The organism is Paenibacillus sp. BAC0078, assembly GCF_054483875.1.
On the sequence record NZ_JBTLRW010000007.1, the window covers coordinates 292,098 to 310,420 of the forward strand.

General features: G+C 51.9%; 15 protein-coding genes. 10 read left to right on the forward strand and 5 right to left on the reverse strand.

Going from position 1 to position 18,323, the window contains the following annotated elements:
* Positions 1 to 9: 9 nt before the first annotated feature.
* The 7 genes from ACX1DY_RS15835 (at position 10) to ACX1DY_RS15865 (ending at position 8,175) form a co-directional block, all read left to right on the forward strand.
* A complete protein-coding gene (locus ACX1DY_RS15835) occupies positions 10 to 870 on the forward strand; it encodes a carbohydrate ABC transporter permease (RefSeq protein ID WP_458965192.1) in 861 nt (286 codons plus the stop codon).
* Positions 871 to 918: 48 nt separating this feature from the next.
* Complete coding sequence (locus ACX1DY_RS15840) at positions 919 to 2,691, forward strand: sensor histidine kinase (protein WP_458965147.1); 1,773 nt, start codon at positions 919 to 921, stop codon at positions 2,689 to 2,691.
* A 7-nt stretch (positions 2,692 to 2,698) separates the two neighbouring features.
* Positions 2,699 to 4,318: a response regulator gene (locus ACX1DY_RS15845; protein ID WP_458965193.1), complete on the forward strand. Its 1,620-nt coding sequence runs from the start codon at positions 2,699 to 2,701 to the stop codon at positions 4,316 to 4,318.
* Between the two features lie 90 nt (positions 4,319 to 4,408).
* Positions 4,409 to 5,797, forward strand: a complete 1,389-nt coding sequence (locus ACX1DY_RS15850; RefSeq protein ID WP_458965148.1) for an ABC transporter substrate-binding protein — start codon at positions 4,409 to 4,411, stop codon at positions 5,795 to 5,797.
* A 141-nt stretch (positions 5,798 to 5,938) separates the two neighbouring features.
* Positions 5,939 to 6,313, forward strand: coding sequence for a winged helix-turn-helix transcriptional regulator (locus ACX1DY_RS15855; RefSeq protein ID WP_458965149.1), 375 nt, complete (start codon positions 5,939 to 5,941; stop codon positions 6,311 to 6,313).
* Between the two features lie 168 nt (positions 6,314 to 6,481).
* Positions 6,482 to 7,618, forward strand: coding sequence for an NADH-dependent flavin oxidoreductase (locus ACX1DY_RS15860; protein ID WP_458965194.1), 1,137 nt, complete (start codon positions 6,482 to 6,484; stop codon positions 7,616 to 7,618).
* A gap of 158 nt (positions 7,619 to 7,776) precedes the next feature.
* The gene (locus ACX1DY_RS15865; protein WP_458965150.1) at positions 7,777 to 8,175 is read left to right on the forward strand and encodes a winged helix-turn-helix transcriptional regulator; all 399 of its coding nucleotides are present in this window, start codon (positions 7,777 to 7,779) and stop codon (positions 8,173 to 8,175) included.
* Positions 8,176 to 8,277: 102 nt separating this feature from the next.
* On the opposite strand, the gene pepT is transcribed toward ACX1DY_RS15865, so the two are convergent.
* From pepT to ACX1DY_RS15885, 4 genes are all read right to left on the reverse strand, one after another.
* Complete coding sequence (pepT, locus tag ACX1DY_RS15870) at positions 8,278 to 9,510, reverse strand: peptidase T (RefSeq protein WP_458965151.1); 1,233 nt, start codon at positions 9,508 to 9,510, stop codon at positions 8,278 to 8,280.
* 95 nt (positions 9,511 to 9,605) lie between these two features.
* Positions 9,606 to 10,271 carry a class D sortase gene (locus ACX1DY_RS15875; protein WP_458965152.1) on the reverse strand — a complete coding sequence of 222 codons (666 nt, stop codon included), beginning with the start codon at positions 10,269 to 10,271 and terminating at the stop codon, positions 9,606 to 9,608.
* Positions 10,272 to 10,302: 31 nt separating this feature from the next.
* Entirely contained in the window at positions 10,303 to 11,319 is a 1,017-nt protein-coding gene (locus ACX1DY_RS15880; protein ID WP_458965153.1) for a hypothetical protein, read from the reverse strand.
* A gap of 503 nt (positions 11,320 to 11,822) precedes the next feature.
* Positions 11,823 to 12,836 carry an LLM class flavin-dependent oxidoreductase gene (locus tag ACX1DY_RS15885; RefSeq protein ID WP_458965154.1) on the reverse strand — a complete coding sequence of 338 codons (1,014 nt, stop codon included), beginning with the start codon at positions 12,834 to 12,836 and terminating at the stop codon, positions 11,823 to 11,825.
* Between the two features lie 287 nt (positions 12,837 to 13,123).
* Here ACX1DY_RS15885 and ACX1DY_RS15890 point away from each other — a divergent pair, with 287 nt between their 5' ends.
* The 3 genes from ACX1DY_RS15890 (at position 13,124) to ACX1DY_RS15900 (ending at position 16,905) form a co-directional block, all read left to right on the forward strand.
* Positions 13,124 to 14,551 carry an ABC transporter substrate-binding protein gene (locus ACX1DY_RS15890; protein WP_458965155.1) on the forward strand — a complete coding sequence of 476 codons (1,428 nt, stop codon included), beginning with the start codon at positions 13,124 to 13,126 and terminating at the stop codon, positions 14,549 to 14,551.
* 180 nt (positions 14,552 to 14,731) lie between these two features.
* The gene (locus tag ACX1DY_RS15895; RefSeq protein ID WP_458965156.1) at positions 14,732 to 15,814 is read left to right on the forward strand and encodes a carbohydrate ABC transporter permease; all 1,083 of its coding nucleotides are present in this window, start codon (positions 14,732 to 14,734) and stop codon (positions 15,812 to 15,814) included.
* Positions 15,814 to 16,905 (forward strand): carbohydrate ABC transporter permease, encoded by a 1,092-nt coding sequence (locus ACX1DY_RS15900; RefSeq protein WP_458965157.1) that lies wholly within the window; start codon positions 15,814 to 15,816, stop codon positions 16,903 to 16,905. Before ACX1DY_RS15895 ends, ACX1DY_RS15900 begins: the two co-directional genes overlap by 1 nt.
* Before the next feature lie 267 nt (positions 16,906 to 17,172).
* Here ACX1DY_RS15900 and ACX1DY_RS15905 read toward each other — a convergent pair whose 3' ends face one another.
* Entirely contained in the window at positions 17,173 to 17,634 is a 462-nt protein-coding gene (locus ACX1DY_RS15905; protein WP_458965158.1) for a DinB family protein, read from the reverse strand.
* Between the last annotated feature and the right edge of the window lie 689 nt (positions 17,635 to 18,323).

Genomic DNA, 18,323 nt, shown 5'->3' on the forward strand with positions numbered 1-18,323 from the left:
GAAACGAAGATGATTTCGGACCAGGCCCGTTCGGCCAAGACCCGAAAGGCGCTGTCCCGGACACTGCTGTGGATTTTCCTGCTCCTGGTGGCGGCCTTTGCGTTGTTTCCAATTATTCTGGCATTTTTCGGATCTGCAAAAACCAACCTGGAATTAACGACAGGGACGACCCTGCTGCCAAAAGAATGGAAACTCGAAAACTATGCGCAGGCCTGGAATTCGGCCAATTTCGCCCGTTTTACCTGGAACAGTGTATTTATCAGTGTGTTTACAACCTTAGGGACTCTATTAATAGGAACGATGGCTGCTTATGCAGTTGCAAGAGTTGATTTCTACGGCAAACGTCTATATGTTATGATTCAATCCTGTACGTTGTTTATCTCAATCGGCGCTGTAGTGCTGCGGCCTCAGTTCGATCTAATGGTAGCGCTTCATTTGCAAAAATCGCTCTGGGGCGTCATCATCATCCTGATCAGTGCCCATGCCACGGCGTTCTTTATGCTGATCGGTTTTGTGCGGGCGATTCCGAAAGAGCTGGACGAGGCCGCATTTATTGACGGTTGTAACTTTTATAGCGTATATTTTCGTGTGGTCTTGCCGCTTTTGACTCCGGCTTTGGGGGTCACTGCGCTCTGGACCTTCCGCGGGGCATGGAACGAATATATCCTGCCGCTGGTGTTCACCATGACGCAGCCTGCCCTGCAGACGCTCACCGTAGGATTAGCGGGACTGAAATACGGCGTCGGTGATGCCGCTCAGCCGCAACTAATGCTTGCCGGCGCATGTTTGTCTATGCTGCCCATGATTATTGTCTATATCTTCGCCAATAAATCGTTTATGCAGATGACTGCAGGCTCCGTAAAGGGCTAAGGTCAAGACAGCGGGCTCCGGACAGCTATTCAAGAAGGGTGTGTATACATGCTGAAGGCCTGGCTTTACCGGACCTCGCTGAAGAAGAGAATATGGTTATCGTTTGCCGCGCTGACGGTGCTCTGCATCTCCGTCACCGGCCTTTGGGCTTACTCCATTGCTTCACGGGCGATGGAGCGCAACTCCACCACGCTCAACCAAAATGTGCTGAATCAATCGGTTAATGTGCTGGACCAGAAGCTGAAGCAGATTATTGTGGCGTCCTCTACCATGATGCTGAGTGAAGCTTATAAGCAGGCTATCCGTGATATCCAGGCCCATAATAAAGACCGTTTTTTTGCCGATTTTTCATTGCTGCAAGGCCCCTTCACTCAGGCGGAGCTGACGGAAAACTCTATCGAATCCATCCTGATCAGTACGCCGGATGGAGATTTCTATTCCACTGGCAACCAGCGCCGGACAGAGACATCATTTATTGATTCCTCGCTATACCAGCGGATTAAAGACAACCCGGAATCCAATTGGGTTGAGAGCCATCAAGATGAGCTGTTTGTCGGGAAACACGACGTCATCTCCCTGCTCCTGCAGCCGCTCTCGGAAAATTATGTGCCCGATGTTTTTCTGACCGTCAATGTAAAAGAGGATATTCTGGAGGATACCGTAAGCGGCGGTGCCGGCCTTGGCTCTGCGCGTTTTCTGCTGATCAACACAGCGGGGGCAAGTGTCTTCGGAGACCGGGACCGGCCGGAATGGACACGGGCCTCCGTGTTTGTAGACAAGCTGCTGGAAGCGGACAAAGGCAATTTCGAATATTCCGCCGGTGATGGGCCGATGCTGGTCAGCTATGCCACTTCGCGTTATGCGGGCGATTGGGTATTGGTTAGCTACCTGTCCAAGAAGGAGCTGCTCCAGCCTGTCCGCAGCATCCAGTGGCTGATGCTGATGATCATGGCGGTGTGTATTGTGCTCGCGCTTTTTCTTGCGAGATATCTGTCGGCCCTACTGCTTGGACCGCTGCTGAAACTGCAGAAGACGATGTCACGGGTAGAGCAGGAGGATCTGAATGCCCGGTTCCAGAGCCCGTTTCAGGATGAGATCGGGGAAGCGGGCCGCAAATTCAACCAGATGCTGGACCGGATCGGCGAGCTGATTCTTGAAGTTAAGGATACGGAAAAGGAAAAGAGGAAAGCTGAGATCAAGGCGCTCCAGGCGCAGATCGAACCTCATTTTTTATACAACACACTCAATACGATCTTCTGGAAATGTGAAATGGATGAATATGACGATGTGAAACAGATGGTCATTTCCCTGTCTGCGCTGTTCAGGCTTGGCCTGAACAACGGGCAGGAAATTACCACCTTGGGTAAGGAGCTGGAGCATGTCCGCCAATACCTTAACCTCCAGCAGCAATGCTACGAGGGGCTGTTTGAATATACCATAACTGCGAGACCGGAGCTGCTGGAGCTTCCTGTGCTGAAGGTCATTCTTCAGCCCTTGGTGGAGAATTCCATCCTGCACGGGCTGAAGGAGATGCGTGGCGGGGGAGACATCAGGATCATTGCGGAGGTGGCGGAGCACAGGCTGATTATCCGGGTTACCGACAATGGAGCGGGCATGGACGCGGAGAAGCTGAATGCCAGGCTGAAGGAGCCAAGCGGCAGCGGAGGGTATGCACTGTCCAACATCTGCAGCCGCTTGCAATTGTATTATGGCAGGGGAGCTGAATTATCCTTCCGCAGCCGCCCGCATGTTGAAACCGAGGCACTCCTGTCAATTCCTTTGGAAGGTGGAATGAACCCTGAACAACGCTCAGACCATTAAAATATGCATTGTTGACGATATTCCCTCAGTGGTACGGGGATTGTCGCTGCGGATTCCGTGGGCGGAGCATGGGATTGAGGTCGCAGCAACCGCGTCCAACGGTGAAGAGGGGCTGGAGCAAATTCGCCAGCATCGTCCCGATATTGTATTAACCGACATCCGGATGCCTTTTGTCGATGGTCTGGAGATGATGCGGACCATACAGGCAGAGCAGCCGGGCATCAAGCTGATTTTTCTGACAGGCTACTCCGATTTTGCCTATGCCCAGGAAGCCGTTAAGCTCGGGGCCTTTGATCTGATTGTCAAGCCCTTCACCAAAGAGCAAGTGATCGAGTCTGTATTGAAGGCCAAAGAGGTGCTGGAGCGGGAACGCAGCCAGGCCGAACAGATGCGGGGCATGGAGCAGAAGCTGCGGGAGAGTCTCCCCTATTTGCGTCAGGAGTATATGCGGCTGCTCATCCGTTATGGCACAAGACAGCAGCACCGGAGCCAGCAGTGGGATTTCTACGCCATCAAAATGAACAGCCGTCATTTCTGCGTGATGGTGGCGGAAATGGATTTTTTTGCGGACCGGACCGCTGAATTGCCGGTTCCCGAGGTGGAGCTGATCCGCTTTGCGGTGCAAAATATTCTGGAAGAGACGATAACCGGCTTAACGCAGGGCATCGTATTCCGTGAGAATGTGAACCAGTTCGTCATTGTCATGAATCCTCCGGTAGGGCTCGATGCAGAACAGCTCGCGGAGAAATGCCGTGAGAACGTACGCCGGCATACGTACCAGACTGTGTCCATCGGGCTGGGCGGAGAAGTGGAGGAAGCGGGGCATTTGTCAGCTTCCTATGCGCAGGCGATGTCCGCACTCGCCCACACCTTTCTGACCGGCGGGAACAGTGTGTACCGCTATGTAGAAGGTACGGACGAGGATGCCGCCATGCCCAGATACTCCTATGACAAAGAGAAGGAACTGCTCTATTGTCTGCGTTCAGCTAACCTGACCAAGGCTGAGGAACAACTGGATGATATCTGGAATGAATGGCTTGCTGGACCGGCGCTTCCTACCCCGTCTATCGTGAAGACACTCTGTCTTGAGCTTGCCCATTCCATCCATCGGGTCTTCTCGGAAAAGGCATTGGATTCCGAAGTCAAGACGCTGGAAAAGAAGCTGGCCGACATGAACGACGCCACTTCCTTTGAAGAGCTCCGTAGACAGATCCGGGAATTTTGCCGCCAGGGCTGTGCGTACGTGCATATACGACAGTCCAGTGACGCGCGTCAGCTCGTGGAGCAGGCCATCACCCATATCAATGGAAATCTGCACCGTAATATGTCGGTCGCCGACTGTGCGAGAGAGGTTCATCTCAGTCCCAGTTATTTCTCCAATCTGTTCAAAAAGGAGACAGGGATGACGCTTGCCCAATTTATTATCGGGAGAAGAATGGAGAAGGCCAAGGAGCTGGTACTGGAAGGTATGCAGGTACAGGATATTGCTGTCTCTTTGGGGTATGAGGACCGTCCCTATTTCACGGAGCTGTTCAAAAAGTATACGGGCATGACGCCTACTGACTTTCGCGCAAAATATGCCTTGGCTAAAGAGAGGGGAAACAGTGATTTCGTCTCCCATGAATAGTTGTTTTCTCCTTCACTTAGAAATGGGCCGGCATTTTATACTTTTTATATGAAATGAATGCGATTACAAGACAAAAGGGAGGCAATTTAGATGAAAACAAACAAATGGCTGCTGACTGGAGCTTCGCTGCTGCTGGCCGGTTCGCTGGCCGCCTGCTCATCGTCAAATGAGAAAGCGGAGACAGGCAAGAGCAATGCCGCCGGGGAGAAAACAAAGCTGGTCTACTGGACCATCGACCGTCATGATTCTGATTTTATCGAGCAAAAAATTAGTGAGTACGAGGGCCTTAATCCCGATATCGACATTGAAATGAAGGTGATGGCGGAGAACTACGCACAGTCGGTGGATATCGCCTTCGCCAGCAAGCAGGCGCCTGATATTCTTCGCGTGGATACAGGCAATGTGCCTACATGGGTTAAAAAAGGCTACCTGGAATCCTTCGACAGCTATATTACACCGGAGATGAAGAGCCGGTTCGAGAAGGTGCTCATTAATGAAAAGAACACCATCGACGGTAAAATATACACCCTGCCGAATATCGGCCAGTTCTGGCGGCTGATTTACAACGTTGATCTGTTCGAGAAGGCCGGCATCAAAGCGCCGCCGACTACGCTGGCAGAGATGGTGGAGGATGCTAAGAAGATTACAGCAGCGGGTAAAGACAGCGGAGCTTACGGCTTCGCCGGAAATTTCAAAAGCTCCAGCGGATTTGAGCGCATCGCTTATCCGATAACTACACTCAGCAAGACCGTTGGTACTGAGGGCTTCAACTTCCAGACCGGCCAGTTCGACTTTGGCATGTATAAAGAGGTTGCTGAGGCTTTGCGGCAGATCAAGGTGGACGGAAGTATGATGCCAGGCTCTGAATCGCTCGATATCGACCCGCTGCGCGCACAGTTCGCCCAGGGCAAGATCGGCATGTATTTTAACCATTCGGTTGAGCCGAGTGTCTACAAAACCCAATTCCCGACGAACATCCGCTGGGCTGCTGCAACTCCTCCGACCGTTGACGGAAAACAGAATGGCGCCAGCCAGGTTATTGCGGGCAGCTATCTGGCGATGAGCAAGGATTCAGAGCATAAGGATGCCGCCTGGAAATTTATCGAATGGATGTATAGCGATGATGTGCAGACTGCTTACCAGGAAGGCGGGTATGGGGTTTCGGTTATCCCATCGGTTGCTGCCGCTGCAAAGGCACCGGACATTGCGGGAATCGAGAACTTCCTGCCAACGAAGCTCGATGGAATTTATCCGGCGACTCCGATGGTTATTACCGAAGGACGTCTGGAAGGCTTGAAGAAGGTCGATGTCTTCAATAAATATATTTTTGACGGCGGCGATTTGGACAAGGAGCTTCAGGATTTGAACACCCGCTACAATGCAGCGCTTGAAAAAGCCAAAGCTGCAGGCGACACAACTATTGCAGCGCAGCCGGATTTCAGTTCAGGCAATCTGCAAGGATCATTGGCAAATAAATAAAATAATACCGCAGTGAACAGACCGCCGGCTTACAAGCTGGCGGTCTGTTCGCGTATATGGAGCAGCTTTGCGGGCACGCTGCAGTGTGCGTTCCCTGAGCATTTTGTAGTATGATTAGGAACGAAAGGGGGCCGCTTCAAATTGGCGACGGAGATTAAGGACCGCATTAACCTGAAGGAAATCAACTGTGAGAAGGAACTTACGCTTGCTGTCATTGGCGGGAAGTGGAAGCTGATTATTCTGTGGCATCTGGGTCTGGAAGGGACCAAACGTTTCAGTGAGCTTAAGAAGCTGATTCCCCATATCACACAGAAAATGCTGACCAACCAGCTCCGTGAGCTGGAGGAGGATCAGCTTGTATCCAGACAAGTGTATGCCGAGGTTCCGCCGAGAGTAGAATACTCATTGACGGAGTACGGGCAAAGTCTGCTTCCTGTGCTGCGCATGATGTACGACTGGGGCAAAAACTACGGCGAGAATGTAATCTGGAAGGACATCCCTCTAAGTGAAAGATAGCAAGTGGATAGATGCCTCAATGCTCATATAGATAGTATCTGCAGGGAAAGTACGTTACAAAAATGTGCCTGCTTTCTTTTTGTGTTCAACTGGGTTACACTATGTACGAAACTTACTAAAAGATATTAGATATTCGGTATATAACTATATTGGAGGGATTATTGGGTGATGTTAAAAACAGATTATAGTCCACTGCTGGACTCGTTCCGGTTCGCAAGCGGAGTCTCCTTGAAAAACCGCGTAGTTATGGCTCCCATGACTAACTTCTCCTCAAATGAGGAAGGTGAGGTAACCGGGCCTGAGTTGGATTACTATATCCGCCGTTCCAAAGGTGTCGGTATGGTGATTACTGCCTGTGTATACGTATCCCGGGGAGGCAAGGGATTCCCGGGTGAATTCGGCGCCGACCGTGATGAGCTGATTCCCAGCCTGCGGCAGTTAGCCGATGCGATCAAGGGCGAAGGTGCGAAGGCGGTTCTGCAAATTTTTCATGGTGGACGCCAGTGCCCTCCGGCGCTGCTGCTTGACGGACAGACCGTCAGCGCAAGCGCTGTGCCGGCTGAGCTGCCGGGCGGCGGGCACGGACCTGTTCCGCGTGCGCTGACCAATGAAGAAATCGAAGGCATTATTGCCGATTTCGCTGCGGCCACACGCCGGGCGATTGAAGCCGGATTTGACGGCGTGGAGATTCATGGTGCGAACGGCTATCTGCTGCAGCAGTTTTTCTCCCCGCATTCCAATACGCGCGATGACCGCTGGGGCGGAGATTTGCAGAAGCGTCTGACGTTCCCGCTGGCCGTTCTGCGTGCAGTGAAAGACGCGGTGAAATCGCATGCGACATCGCCGTTTCTTGTGGGCTACCGCTTTTCTCCAGAAGAACCTGAGACACCCGGGATTACGATGGCCGAAACCTTTGCGCTTGTAGATGCGCTTAAAGAGGAAGGGCTTGATTATCTCCATGTCTCGCTGCAGGAGCTATGGTCACTGCCCCGGCGCGGCACCGAGGACAGCCGCCCACGGATTGAGCAAATCGTTGACCGCGCAGGCAGCGGACTACCGGTGATTGGGGTAGGTTCCCTATATACGGCGGACGCTGCGCTCAAGAGTCTGGATAGTGGAATCAGCCTGGTGGCTCTGGGCCGCCCGCTGCTGATCGAACCAGACTTCGTGCAGAAGATCGCTGAAGGCCGGGCCGATGAAATTGAGACCGAGCTCGACCTTTCCGCCCAAAACGCTCTTGTAATCCCTGATCCGCTATGGGGTGCATTGATCCACACTGGAGGCTGGATACCGACTAAGGGATAAACGCCTGCTCTAATGAACGAATATTTCATGACAAATAACCTCAGATTGCCGATAAATCAGGGCAATTTGAGGTTATTTCTCTTTAGTTTCCAATTATGTATGATACAATTGTATTATTTAGGGATATACATATTTAGGGAAAAAGGAGTTCGGAGACTATGAATACACAGAGGATAAGCGAAGCATCCGGCCCGAACAGCAACCCCAGTTCACTCCAGAATACCATTGAGCTGATTGGCGGCAAATGGAAGGGTGTTCTGCTCTATCATCTGATCGGCGGTCCGAAGCGCTTCAATGAAATACGCAGATTGTGCCCGGATATTACCCAGCGGATGCTGGCTATTCAGCTCAGAGATCTGGAGCGCGATGGTCTGGTTCACCGCAAGGTGTATCCGCAGGTCTCCCGGAAGGTGGAATATTCTCTAACAGAGTGGGGCAGAGGGCTGGAGACAGCCCTTCTGAACATCAAAAGCTGGGGAGAAGCTTATCGGGAGGAATACTGCAAGGAACATCCGCAGCCGCCGGAGGCTCCTGCATCGGCTTCCTCTGTCAAATAGTCGCCCGGAATGAACGCAAACATCCCCGGATGGGAGCTAAAAGCTGCCCTCCGGGGATATTTGTGTTTTACAGTGCATGCAGTGTAGGTACAGGCGTCCGTTCTAGGCTTTCTGCTCGGTCAGCTTGGCAATCTCGACAATGACCTGAACGGCTTTCAGCATATCATCTACAGAGGCATATTCAAATTTGCCGTGGAAGTTTTCACCCCCGGTAAAAATATTCGGTGTAGGCAGTCCCATATAGGATAGCTGCGAGCCATCCGTACCGCCGCGGATCGGGCGAATCACCGGCGTAATGCCGAGATTGTTCATCGCTTCCTCGGCGACCTCGACAATGTGGCGCACAGGCTCGATTTTTTCCCGCATGTTATAGTATTGATCCTTCATTTCAAGCACTATATTCTCCGCTCCGTAGGTGGACTGGAATTCCTCTACAATCGCGGTGATATACGCCTTGCGGCTCTCGAAGGACTCACGGTCAAAGTCGCGGATAATATACTGCAGCTTGCTGTGCTCCGCCGTCCCCTGCATCGAGGTCAGATGGTAAAAGCCCTCATAGCCGTCGGTGAATTCCGGTGCTTCCCCGGACGGCAGTCTGTGATGGAAGGCCATGGCGATTTTGGCGGAGTGGATCATTTTGCCTTTGGCGGTTCCGGGATGCACATTTACCCCCTTGAAGCTGATTTTGACGCCGGCAGCGTTGAAGCTTTCATACTCCAATTCTCCAAGCGGTCCACCGTCAACGGTGTATGCGTGGGAAGCGCCGAAGCGGGCAACATCGAATTTATGCGGTCCGCGTCCAATTTCCTCATCGGGGGTAAAAGCGACTCTGATCTTGCCATGCTTGATTTCCGGATGCTCCAGCAGATAAGCCATAGCAGTCATAATCTCAGCAATTCCCGCCTTGTTATCCGCACCCAGCAGAGTAGTTCCGTCTGTTGTGATCAGCGTGTGTCCTTTATAATGGGGCAGCTCGGGAAAGCTTTCCGTGGAGAGCACGATATTCAGCGCCTTATTAAGAACAATATCCTTGCCGTCATAGTTCTCGACAATTTGCGGCTTCACACCTGCACCGGTGAAATCAGTAGCGGTGTCCAGATGCGCCAGGAAGCCGATGGTCGGAACCTCCTTGTCAGTGTTGGCGGGCAGTGTAGCCATAACATAGGCATGCTCGTCCACCGCAACTTCTGTTAACCCTAGTGCTTGCAGCTCATCTACCAGCTTGCGGGCCAGATTCATCTGCCCCGGAGTAGAGGGACAGTTGTCGTTGTCCTCGTTCGATTGGGTATCTATCTTTGCATACGAAATAAAGCGTTCTATCAGCTCTTCTCTCATCACAGGTCATCTCCTAAAGTATCATCGTATATCTATATTATCACTTTCTATTCAATGTCTCATCCCTTACCCCCAAATTCTGGACAAAATACGGCTTATGGCCGCAGGGACGGCGAAAGTGGCTCCTTGCGGAGCAGAGATGCCGTTAGCAGATAGCGGTCAGGCGCGGAGCCGATGTAAGTGAACGGGTAGCAGGTAATCAGCGTCAGGATGGGCTCGGTGCTCTGGCGGATTGCTCCCCTGGCATCCCCGTCTACAATGGCGCTTCCTGTAACGGTATAGATGAATTTCCCTTCAGCGGATTCCACTTCAATAAGATCATCCTTCACTAAATCGCCCAGGCCACGGAACACAGTGTCGCGGTGACCGGCCAGCACGCTGTTTCCTTTGGCGCCAATTGCAGCGCTTCCTTCATAATGACCAGCCCCCTTCTTGAGCTGCGGACGCTCCGTTCCCTCCAGAATTGCAATTCTCCGGTCCAGCCTGGGCAAATATATTTCTCCAATAATCTCGCCCTCTGTGTAGGCTGACTTGGACCTATTTTTCTCCTTGGGAGGGCTGACCATTCCGGCAGGCAGCGGGGTTTCTTCTTCCGGGACGGTGAGACGCGAGGCTTCCTCCCTCTTTTTCTCCCAATCCTGCAGGGCATGGCGGGCTTCGGCAGGAGCTTTGAGGATCTGAAAGACAGAATAAAGCAGCAAGCACAAAGAGAGTATGAGAATCAGCTTCACGGCAATGGACAGACCGGAAAACTTCTTCATACTCTCTCCTCCGAACTATGGTGAAATGGCCTTACTTCTTGGAGTTCAGTCTGCGCAAGACGATGATACTGACAATGGCTACAGCCAAGCTGAGCAGAATCAGGTTATACCAAGGCTCAGCGGTATCCGGCAGCCGGTCGTCCCCTGGTGCTGCAAGCGGAAGCTCGTCATCGGGTAATGTTACCCCGTTATCCGGCGATGGCGAAGGCGCGCTGCCGTTTGTGGCCGCTCCCGTACCCGGTGAAGCCGATGGATCATCGCCGCCAAGCGGAACAGGCGGATCTGTTACGGTAACTACAGCAGCACCCGGCGAAGCTGTTACAGCAGGCAAAGCGGAAGGTGTGACCGCTGTTCCCGGCACTTGACTGTAAGGCGGTGAATCCGTAGGCGCAGGAGAGGCCTGCGGGGTTGTGCCCGGTGAAGCCGACGGAACAGGTGTAGCTGAAGCTGTAGGAGCTGCGCTTGGTGAAGCTGACGGCTCAGGTGTAGCAGAAGCCGTTGGAGTCGCACTCGGTGAAGCTGATGGAACAGGTGTAACTGAAGCCGTAGGAGTCGCGCCCGGTGTAGCCGATGGGCCAGGTGTAGCTGATGCGGAAAAATCAAAGGCTACACTGGTTGTCTTCGCCTGATATTCGTTGCCGGCCTCGGGCGGAAAGATTACATTCATTTGAATGGTCTCTTGCTCATCTCCGGCCAGCGTACCAACGGCCACCCGGCCCTCCGCCTCGCTCATCACTCCTGAATAGAGGATTACTCCCTCTTTTTGCAGGGTCATTTGCAGAATATTATACAATTCTTCGTCCCCGGACAGGAATTTGAAGTCCACATAGTAGTCGAACTGCTCATTGCCTTCATTAATCACCGTATATTCCGAGGTCGTTGTATCTCCCGGCTGCATATTGTGCATCTTCGCGGTGCTGGTTGTATGCGAATTTACTGTTAGTTTTATCGTATCCTCTGCGCTTACTCCCCCGGCATGCCAGATGACTCCCGCCAGAACGATCAGAACATACAAACCTATAAAAGCCTTGTGGTATTTTCTACTCACTTTCCCGCTCCTTTCTTCTGGGAAGTATCTCCGCCACCCGGCAGACTTTCGGCATAATCCTCACTGAAAATGGCTGTTTGCTCGCATCCTGTCGAATGGAGTGGTTTTTTGCAGGACCACTAATTCCTTTGGTGCGCCCAAAAAAGAATAAAGGCAAGGAAACAGTCATAGTTACGTTCGTTATAACGAATAACTACAGTATAATCAAAATTATGGATAAAGAAAAATAGAGTAAATCACGCCTATTCTTCAAAAGGAGGCATGCATATGATCTGAGACCAGATTATTTCCAATTAGCTCCTGCATCCTTATTATTTCTCTGTTTTAGACGGTGACCATCGTATTTTATAAAGAACATTATCCTTGTTATGCCTACAAAAAAAGCAAGGAGATTATGAGCAGGGAACGGAATCAATCCGCTCCCGTGCCTCCACAATCTCCTTGCTGTGTACAAGCAATTGCATAGCTAATCTTGCTTAGTCTAGCCAACCTAACCCAGCCGTTTAGCTTTCCTTGATTAGCTCTGCTATAAGCTCATAAGAATGGATACGGGCTGAGTGGTCATAGATCTGCGAAGCAATAATGAATTCGTCGGCATCCGTCTCCTGTACAATTTGAAGCAAACGTTCCTTGATCAAATCTTTGTCTCCGGCAATGGAGTAGAGCTGCTTGCTCTGCACCAGGGCTTTTTCCTGCGGCGACCACAGACCGTCCATGCTGTCCACCGGAGGCTGCAGCTTGCCGGTACGGCCGCGGATGATATTGAGGAATTGCTGCTGCTGCGAGGTGGCAAGCCAGCGGGCCTGGGCTGCTGTATCTGCAGCCGTAATGCCTAGTCCGACCATCACATGCGGCTTGTCGAGCGCTTCTGACGGCTTGAAGCTGCTGCGGTACAAATGCAGAGCCGGCAGCAGATAGTCAGGGGCGAAATGGCTGGCAAAAGCGAACGGCAGACCGAGCTGGCCCGCAAGCTGGGCGCTGAAGCCGCTGGAGCCGAGCAGCCAGATCGGAACGTTCAGCCCTTCGCCTGGAACCGCACGCACGCCAAGCGGCCGCGAGCCGGCTCCGTTAGGGTCGAAATAGGCTCTGAGCTCGCTAAGCTGCTCGGGGAATTCACTGCCGTCGCTGCCGAGACTGCGGCGCATGGCTCTTGCAGCAGCCTGGTCGGAGCCTGGGGCTCTGCCAAGCCCCAGGTCGATACGGCCCGGATACAGCGATTCGAGTGTCCCGAATTGCTCTGCAATCATAAGGGGGGCATGGTTTGCGAGCATGATGCCTCCCGACCCTACGCGGATATGCTTGGTGCCCGCAGCCACATGGCCGATCACAAGCGAGGTGGCGGAGCTGGCGATGCCCGGCATATTATGATGCTCAGCTAGCCAGTAGCGGTGATAGCCCCACTCTTCGGCATGACGGGCCAAATCCAGCGTGTTATGAAAAGAATCCGCCGCTGTTCCGCCCTCCACAATCGGAGCCAGATCCAGCACGGAAACTGGGATGTCCTGCAGTTTTTTCACGAATAATCCCTCCCAAATAGTTGTTTTCATATCTATAGGCAGTATTTGCAGAGCAGAAGTGATGAACCTCACAATTATAACATGAAATAATATTATTTACACACTTTAAGTAAGTATAGTCCTATTGATAAGCCTTTTGGGGCTGGGTATACGGGGATCGGCACAAAATAAGAATAATTAATTGATGTGGAACATAGGAATGTGTGGTATTGGAAAGGCATAGATCATGTAAAAAAATAGAAATTAAAGTGCAGTCTCTAAACCAATTAAAGGGGATGTATGAAAAGATGAAGAAAGCTCCAGGACGCAAACTCTCACTCGCAATGGTGCTGTGTTTATCCTTCACCATGCTGCTTAGCGGATGCGGCGGAAATAATAATACCAATAATGCTGCGCCTACGGATTCGCCAGCAGCAACAGTAGCGCCAACTGCGGATAACAACCAAGCATCACCAGAGGCTTCAGAGGCCGCTACTGCAGGCTCACCGCTCGATTTGGCGATGAAGGGTGACTATAAAGGAACCAAGGTAACGATGTTCGGACCGTTCGTGGACGAGGACCAGGTGAAATTCGAGAAAAGCATCAAAGAATTTGAAGAAAAAACCGGAATTGATATTCAATATGAAGGCTCCAAGGAATTCGAAGCGACCATTAATATTCGCGTGGATGGCGGCAATGCGCCGGATATCGCTGACTTCCCGCAGCCGGGTCTCCTGGCTTCTATCGCCAAAACCGGCAAGGTTGTCGATCTGACCAGCGTGCTGGATCAGGAGAAGCTGAAAGCTAACTACAATAAGAGCTGGCTTGATATGTCCACGATGGACGGCAAAGCCGGCAAAATTATGGCCGGGATCTGGAACCGCAGCAATGTAAAAAGCCTGGTCTGGTATCCGAAGAAGCAATTTGATGAAGCAGGCTACAAGGTTCCTGAAACATGGGATGACCTGATGGCTTTGACGGAACAAATCGCCAAAGACGGTGACCCGGCATGGGCGATCGGCATTGAGAGTGGTGCTGCCACCGGCTGGCCGGCTACGGACTGGGTGGAAAATATCATGCTGCGTACGACTACTCCTGAGAACTATGACAAATGGGTTAAGGGCGAGCTGCCTTTTACCTCTCCAGAGGTTAAACATGCAGTGGATGTAATGTCTAAAATCTGGCTGAACAAGGATTATGTCTACGGCGGCACTAAATCAATCGTAACTACAGCCTTCGGCGATGCTCCAAAACCGATGTTTGAGAATCCGCCCAAAGCCTGGTTTAACCTGATGGGCAACTTTATCACCAGCTTCTTCCCGGAAACTGCCAAGGTCGATACCGATTATGACTGGTTCTACCTTCCGCCGATTGATCAGAAATATGGCAAGCCGGTGCTTGTAGCAGGGGACATTTACGCTATGTTCAACGACCGTCCTGAAGTACGTGCGGTTATGGAATTCTTCACTACAGGCGAATCTATTAAGACCTGGGTTCAATCCGGCGGCGTGATTGCTCCGATGAACGATGCTTCCCTTGACTGGTACAAATCCGAGTCTGACCGCCGTATGGCAAAGCTGGTACAGGATGCGTCTACCTTGCGTTTTGATGGCTCTGACCTTATGCCTGGTAAAGTAGGCGCGGGCACCTTCTGGAAAGGCATGACCGACTATGTGAGCGGAACAGCCACACTGGATCAGGCGCTGGAGCAGATTCAGTCCGGCTGGAAGAATTAATAGGAACAGGCCTGAGATAACGCGCTAGTGGTCAAAAGAGGGGCAGTCAGCAGTGCGGATAACCTGCCTCTCTTTTTGTTTTTTAAAGGGGATGCTTACGAAGAGAGTTTTGCTCCGCAAAACTTAAGCATATGCTTACGAAGTGAGTTTTGCTGCGCAAAACTTAAGGAGGAGCTAATAATGGATGTACAAGCAAAGCCAAAAATCAGCGTCAGAGCATTGCTGCTATCTCTTGGCGTAATTGCAGCCAACATCGTGATCAACGGGCTGATCTTCTTGTTCTTCCGCGATTCTACGCTGAATCCGCTGCTGACCGCAGTTTTTGCCGTGCTCTGGGGCGTGCTGGGCGTTTATCTAATCTACTATACCCTGAACTGGGCGGTGGAGCAGTATCCCGATCATGTCCGCAGAAGGGTGCAGCCTTATGTGTTCATTGGCCCGGCGGTGATTGTTCTCGGCTGGCTGCTGATACTGCCCGCGCTGCGGACGTTGTATTTAAGCTTTTTCAATGCTTCTTCGGAAAAATTTGTCGGACTCAGCAACTATGCCGCGATCTTCAGTGACCATCTTATGGCGATAGCGCTGCGCAACAATCTGCTGTGGGTGTTCGTAGGGACCTTGGCGTGCGTCGCTTTCGGGCTGCTTATTGCCATTTTAGCCGACCGCAGCAGCTATGAAAAAATCGCCAAGTCGATCATTTTCATGCCAATGGCTATTTCTTTTGTGGCTGCGGGTGTAATCTGGAAATTTGTCTATTACTATCAGCCTGGCGACGAGCAAATCGGGCTGCTGAATGCGGTTGTGACTTATTTTGGCGGCGAACCGCAGGCTTGGGCGAGTATGCTGCAGCCCTGGAATAACTTTTTCCTCATTATTATTTTGATCTGGATGCAAACCGGGTTTGCAATGGTTATTTTCTCCGCAGCGATCAAAGGGGTTCCCGATGACATCCTGGAAGCCGCACGTGTGGATGGCGCCGGTGAGGTGAAGATTTTCTTCGGCATTATGATTCCGTTCATTTCCGCCACAATCCTGACAGTGACAACAACCATTATTGTCTTTACGTTGAAAATATTTGACGTCGTCATGGTGATGACGGGAGGTCAATACGATACAGAAGTGGTAGCGACACAATTCTACCGGCAGTTCTTTATGTACCGTAATTTCGGTTACGGCTCGACGCTGGCTATCGTTCTTTTGATCGCGGTATTGCCTGTAATCATTATTAATCTGCGTCAGTTCCGCAAGCAGGGGGGATTCTAATGGCCGGCAAAAAGAAAAGAAAAGGCAGCAAGACCATCGTTAATCTCATACTTGGTGTGATCTGCTTCATCTGGCTGCTTCCGACACTCGGCTTGTTTATTTCCTCCTTCCGTCCTGCCGCGGATATTTTGCAGACCGGCTGGTGGAAGGTATTTCCCCATCAGGAGTGGAAGGCGGGGGAGACCCTACAGTTATCCAAGGACGTAGACCTGAGGGGGCCGATTGAAGTAAACGGTAAAACCTTTACGGACGATCAGTTGAAGGCGGGCGTTAAGGTCGATGACAGCCGCCTGATGTGGGAGAACCGCAGAGCGCGTACGATCAACGTGCAGGAGCAGGGCTGGAAAACCGTGCCGGATCTTACGCTGGACAATTATAACAATGTGCTGTCGGGTAAGGAGTACAAACTCAAGGAGGCCGACGGCAGTGAAACGGTGCAAAAGGGCACAGGCTTATCTCAGGCCTTCTGGAATACACTGACGATTGCTGTTCCAGCTACTGTCATTCCGGTGCTGATTGCCTCTTTTGCCGCTTACGCCTTCGCTTGGCTGCGCTTTCCGGGCCGCAAAACGCTGTTCGTCATTATTATAGCGATGCTGGTTATTCCGATTCAGGTGGCGCTGATTCCCGTGCTTAAGGATTATACTGCACTGGGGCTAAACGGCAGCTACCTGGGGATCTGGCTGGCGCATACCGCGTTTGGTCTGCCACTGGTTACCTACTTCATGTATAACTTTATCAGCCAGTTGCCCAAGGATCTGTTCGAATCGGCCTTTATTGACGGGGCAAGCCATTTCACAATATTTAGCAGACTGATTCTGCCGCTGTCCGTACCCGCCCTGGCTTCGATCGGAATCTTCCAGTTCCTATGGGTATGGAATGATTACCTGGTCTCGCTGATCTTTATTGGCAACCAGCCTTCTGTGCAGGTTATGTCGATGAAAATCGCCGACCTTGTCGGCTCACGCGGCAACGACTGGCATCTGCTGACTTCGGCTGCGTTCATTTCTATGCTAATGCCGCTGGCGATTTTCTTCCTGCTGCAGAAGTATTTTGTCAGAGGGCTTATGGGCGGATCGGTGAAGGGCTGACGGTGTATACTCCCTAAGGGGCATACGGCTATCCTTCCCGTAACCGGGCGATGCTTAATGTGACCGATTCCCGTATTATTGAGCTGAGCATTGAAGGCTACGCAGCTCATTTGAACAGTGGTATGGTTCACTGCTACGAATGCAGCTTGGCGTAGCCGACCTGCTGGTGCTGTTCAAACCCTAACTAACAATACCCCGCCCGGCTTCTTTCCCTGGAATGAAGCCGGGCGGGGTATTTGGTGTTACTGCGATCCTGGCCTGAGTCGCTTACAGCATATTTTGATCCGGGAAGATCTGGCTCAGATGGTGCTGCATGTGATCCAAATAATCCTCGATCAGCCACTTCAGGGTAACCGTTTCGCCGCTGTTCAGCAGGAAGAGAAGGGCCAACTGGTCAGAGGTAAGGCTGGAAATGACCCGAAGGATGGACTGATTGACACTTACCCATAGGTTCAAGATTTCATCACGTGGGGCACCGGCGTACTGCTGGGCGGCCATCCATTCGTTCTGATCGTACAGAGCAAGACTCAGCGGCTGCGGTTCGTATTGCACTTTGATGAATCGGGACAGATTGTTGATGGCTGAATCGCATAAATGTCCGAGCAACTGCTGCTTGGACCATTTGCCTCCCGGCCGCGGGGCCGCGGCTTCTTCGTCGGAAAGGGAGGTGAATGCTGCCGGAACCTCCTTCAAAAGTATTTGCAAAGCTGAAATCGTGGACTGGATCACAGGTCCTCATCGCCTTTCGATTATTATGTTGAAATAATGGATAAAAAGAGGTGGTTTTTGATGGGCAGAGTGTCTCAGTTGTGGGGTAGTTGTATTTCGTACAACTAAAAATCACTATTTTTCACTGGAGGAAGGTTTAATTGCATTCTCTGCAGTTATTTTCCCCGATAACAGCGATTGGGCGGAAAATGTTGATTTTTAATTGTACGAAGTACACTTAATGCTCGTTTTGAAGCGAATTTGACCTGAGTAGTTGTATAAAGTACAGCTATCTCAGAGATTCACTAGGTGCAGCCTGCTGCTAGGGGCATGAACTGGAGTTAATGAGGGTGAGGGAGCAGGGGGCAAACGCCGCAGCAGAGTACAGCAGCAGTATCTACAGAAGCGCCCTCGCTCGACGCCGAGCCGCTAATCTAGGTTCACGCTTGAGCAGTTATCCCGACACTGCTCGTGGCCGCATTGGGCACGGCTTGCACCCGGGTGGCGGCCCACCACTGTGCTCTGCCACCCGGCGTCTCCCGCGCAACCGCGCTCATGCGATTCTGTCCAGCGCGCGCGCCGCCCGTCCGCGTTCCGCCTCGCCGCCCGCGTCCACCGCTCGTGCGTTTGCGCCCCGCCGGCGCATGACCGTGTCCGCACGACTTGGCTCACCGCCCGCCGTGTCCCATCTCTTGCGCACTTCCGCTCAG

Excerpts from the sequence above, each read along its gene's own strand:
- ACX1DY_RS15850 (WP_458965148.1), top strand. The coding sequence starts at position 4,409 with ATGAAAACAAACAAATGGCTGCTGACTGGAGCTTCGCTGCTGCTGGCC.
- ACX1DY_RS15890 (WP_458965155.1), top strand. The coding sequence starts at position 13,124 with ATGAAGAAAGCTCCAGGACGCAAACTCTCACTCGCAATGGTGCTGTGT.
- ACX1DY_RS15900 (WP_458965157.1), top strand. The coding sequence starts at position 15,814 with ATGGCCGGCAAAAAGAAAAGAAAAGGCAGCAAGACCATCGTTAATCTC.
- ACX1DY_RS15840 (WP_458965147.1), top strand. The coding sequence starts at position 919 with ATGCTGAAGGCCTGGCTTTACCGGACCTCGCTGAAGAAGAGAATATGG.
- ACX1DY_RS15875 (WP_458965152.1), bottom strand. The coding sequence starts at position 10,271 with ATGAAGAAGTTTTCCGGTCTGTCCATTGCCGTGAAGCTGATTCTCATA.
- ACX1DY_RS15895 (WP_458965156.1), top strand. The coding sequence starts at position 14,732 with ATGGATGTACAAGCAAAGCCAAAAATCAGCGTCAGAGCATTGCTGCTA.
- ACX1DY_RS15835 (WP_458965192.1), top strand. The coding sequence starts at position 10 with ATGATTTCGGACCAGGCCCGTTCGGCCAAGACCCGAAAGGCGCTGTCC.
- pepT (WP_458965151.1), bottom strand. The coding sequence starts at position 9,510 with ATGAGAGAAGAGCTGATAGAACGCTTTATTTCGTATGCAAAGATAGAT.
- ACX1DY_RS15865 (WP_458965150.1), top strand. The coding sequence starts at position 7,777 with ATGAATACACAGAGGATAAGCGAAGCATCCGGCCCGAACAGCAACCCC.
- ACX1DY_RS15860 (WP_458965194.1), top strand. The coding sequence starts at position 6,482 with ATGTTAAAAACAGATTATAGTCCACTGCTGGACTCGTTCCGGTTCGCA.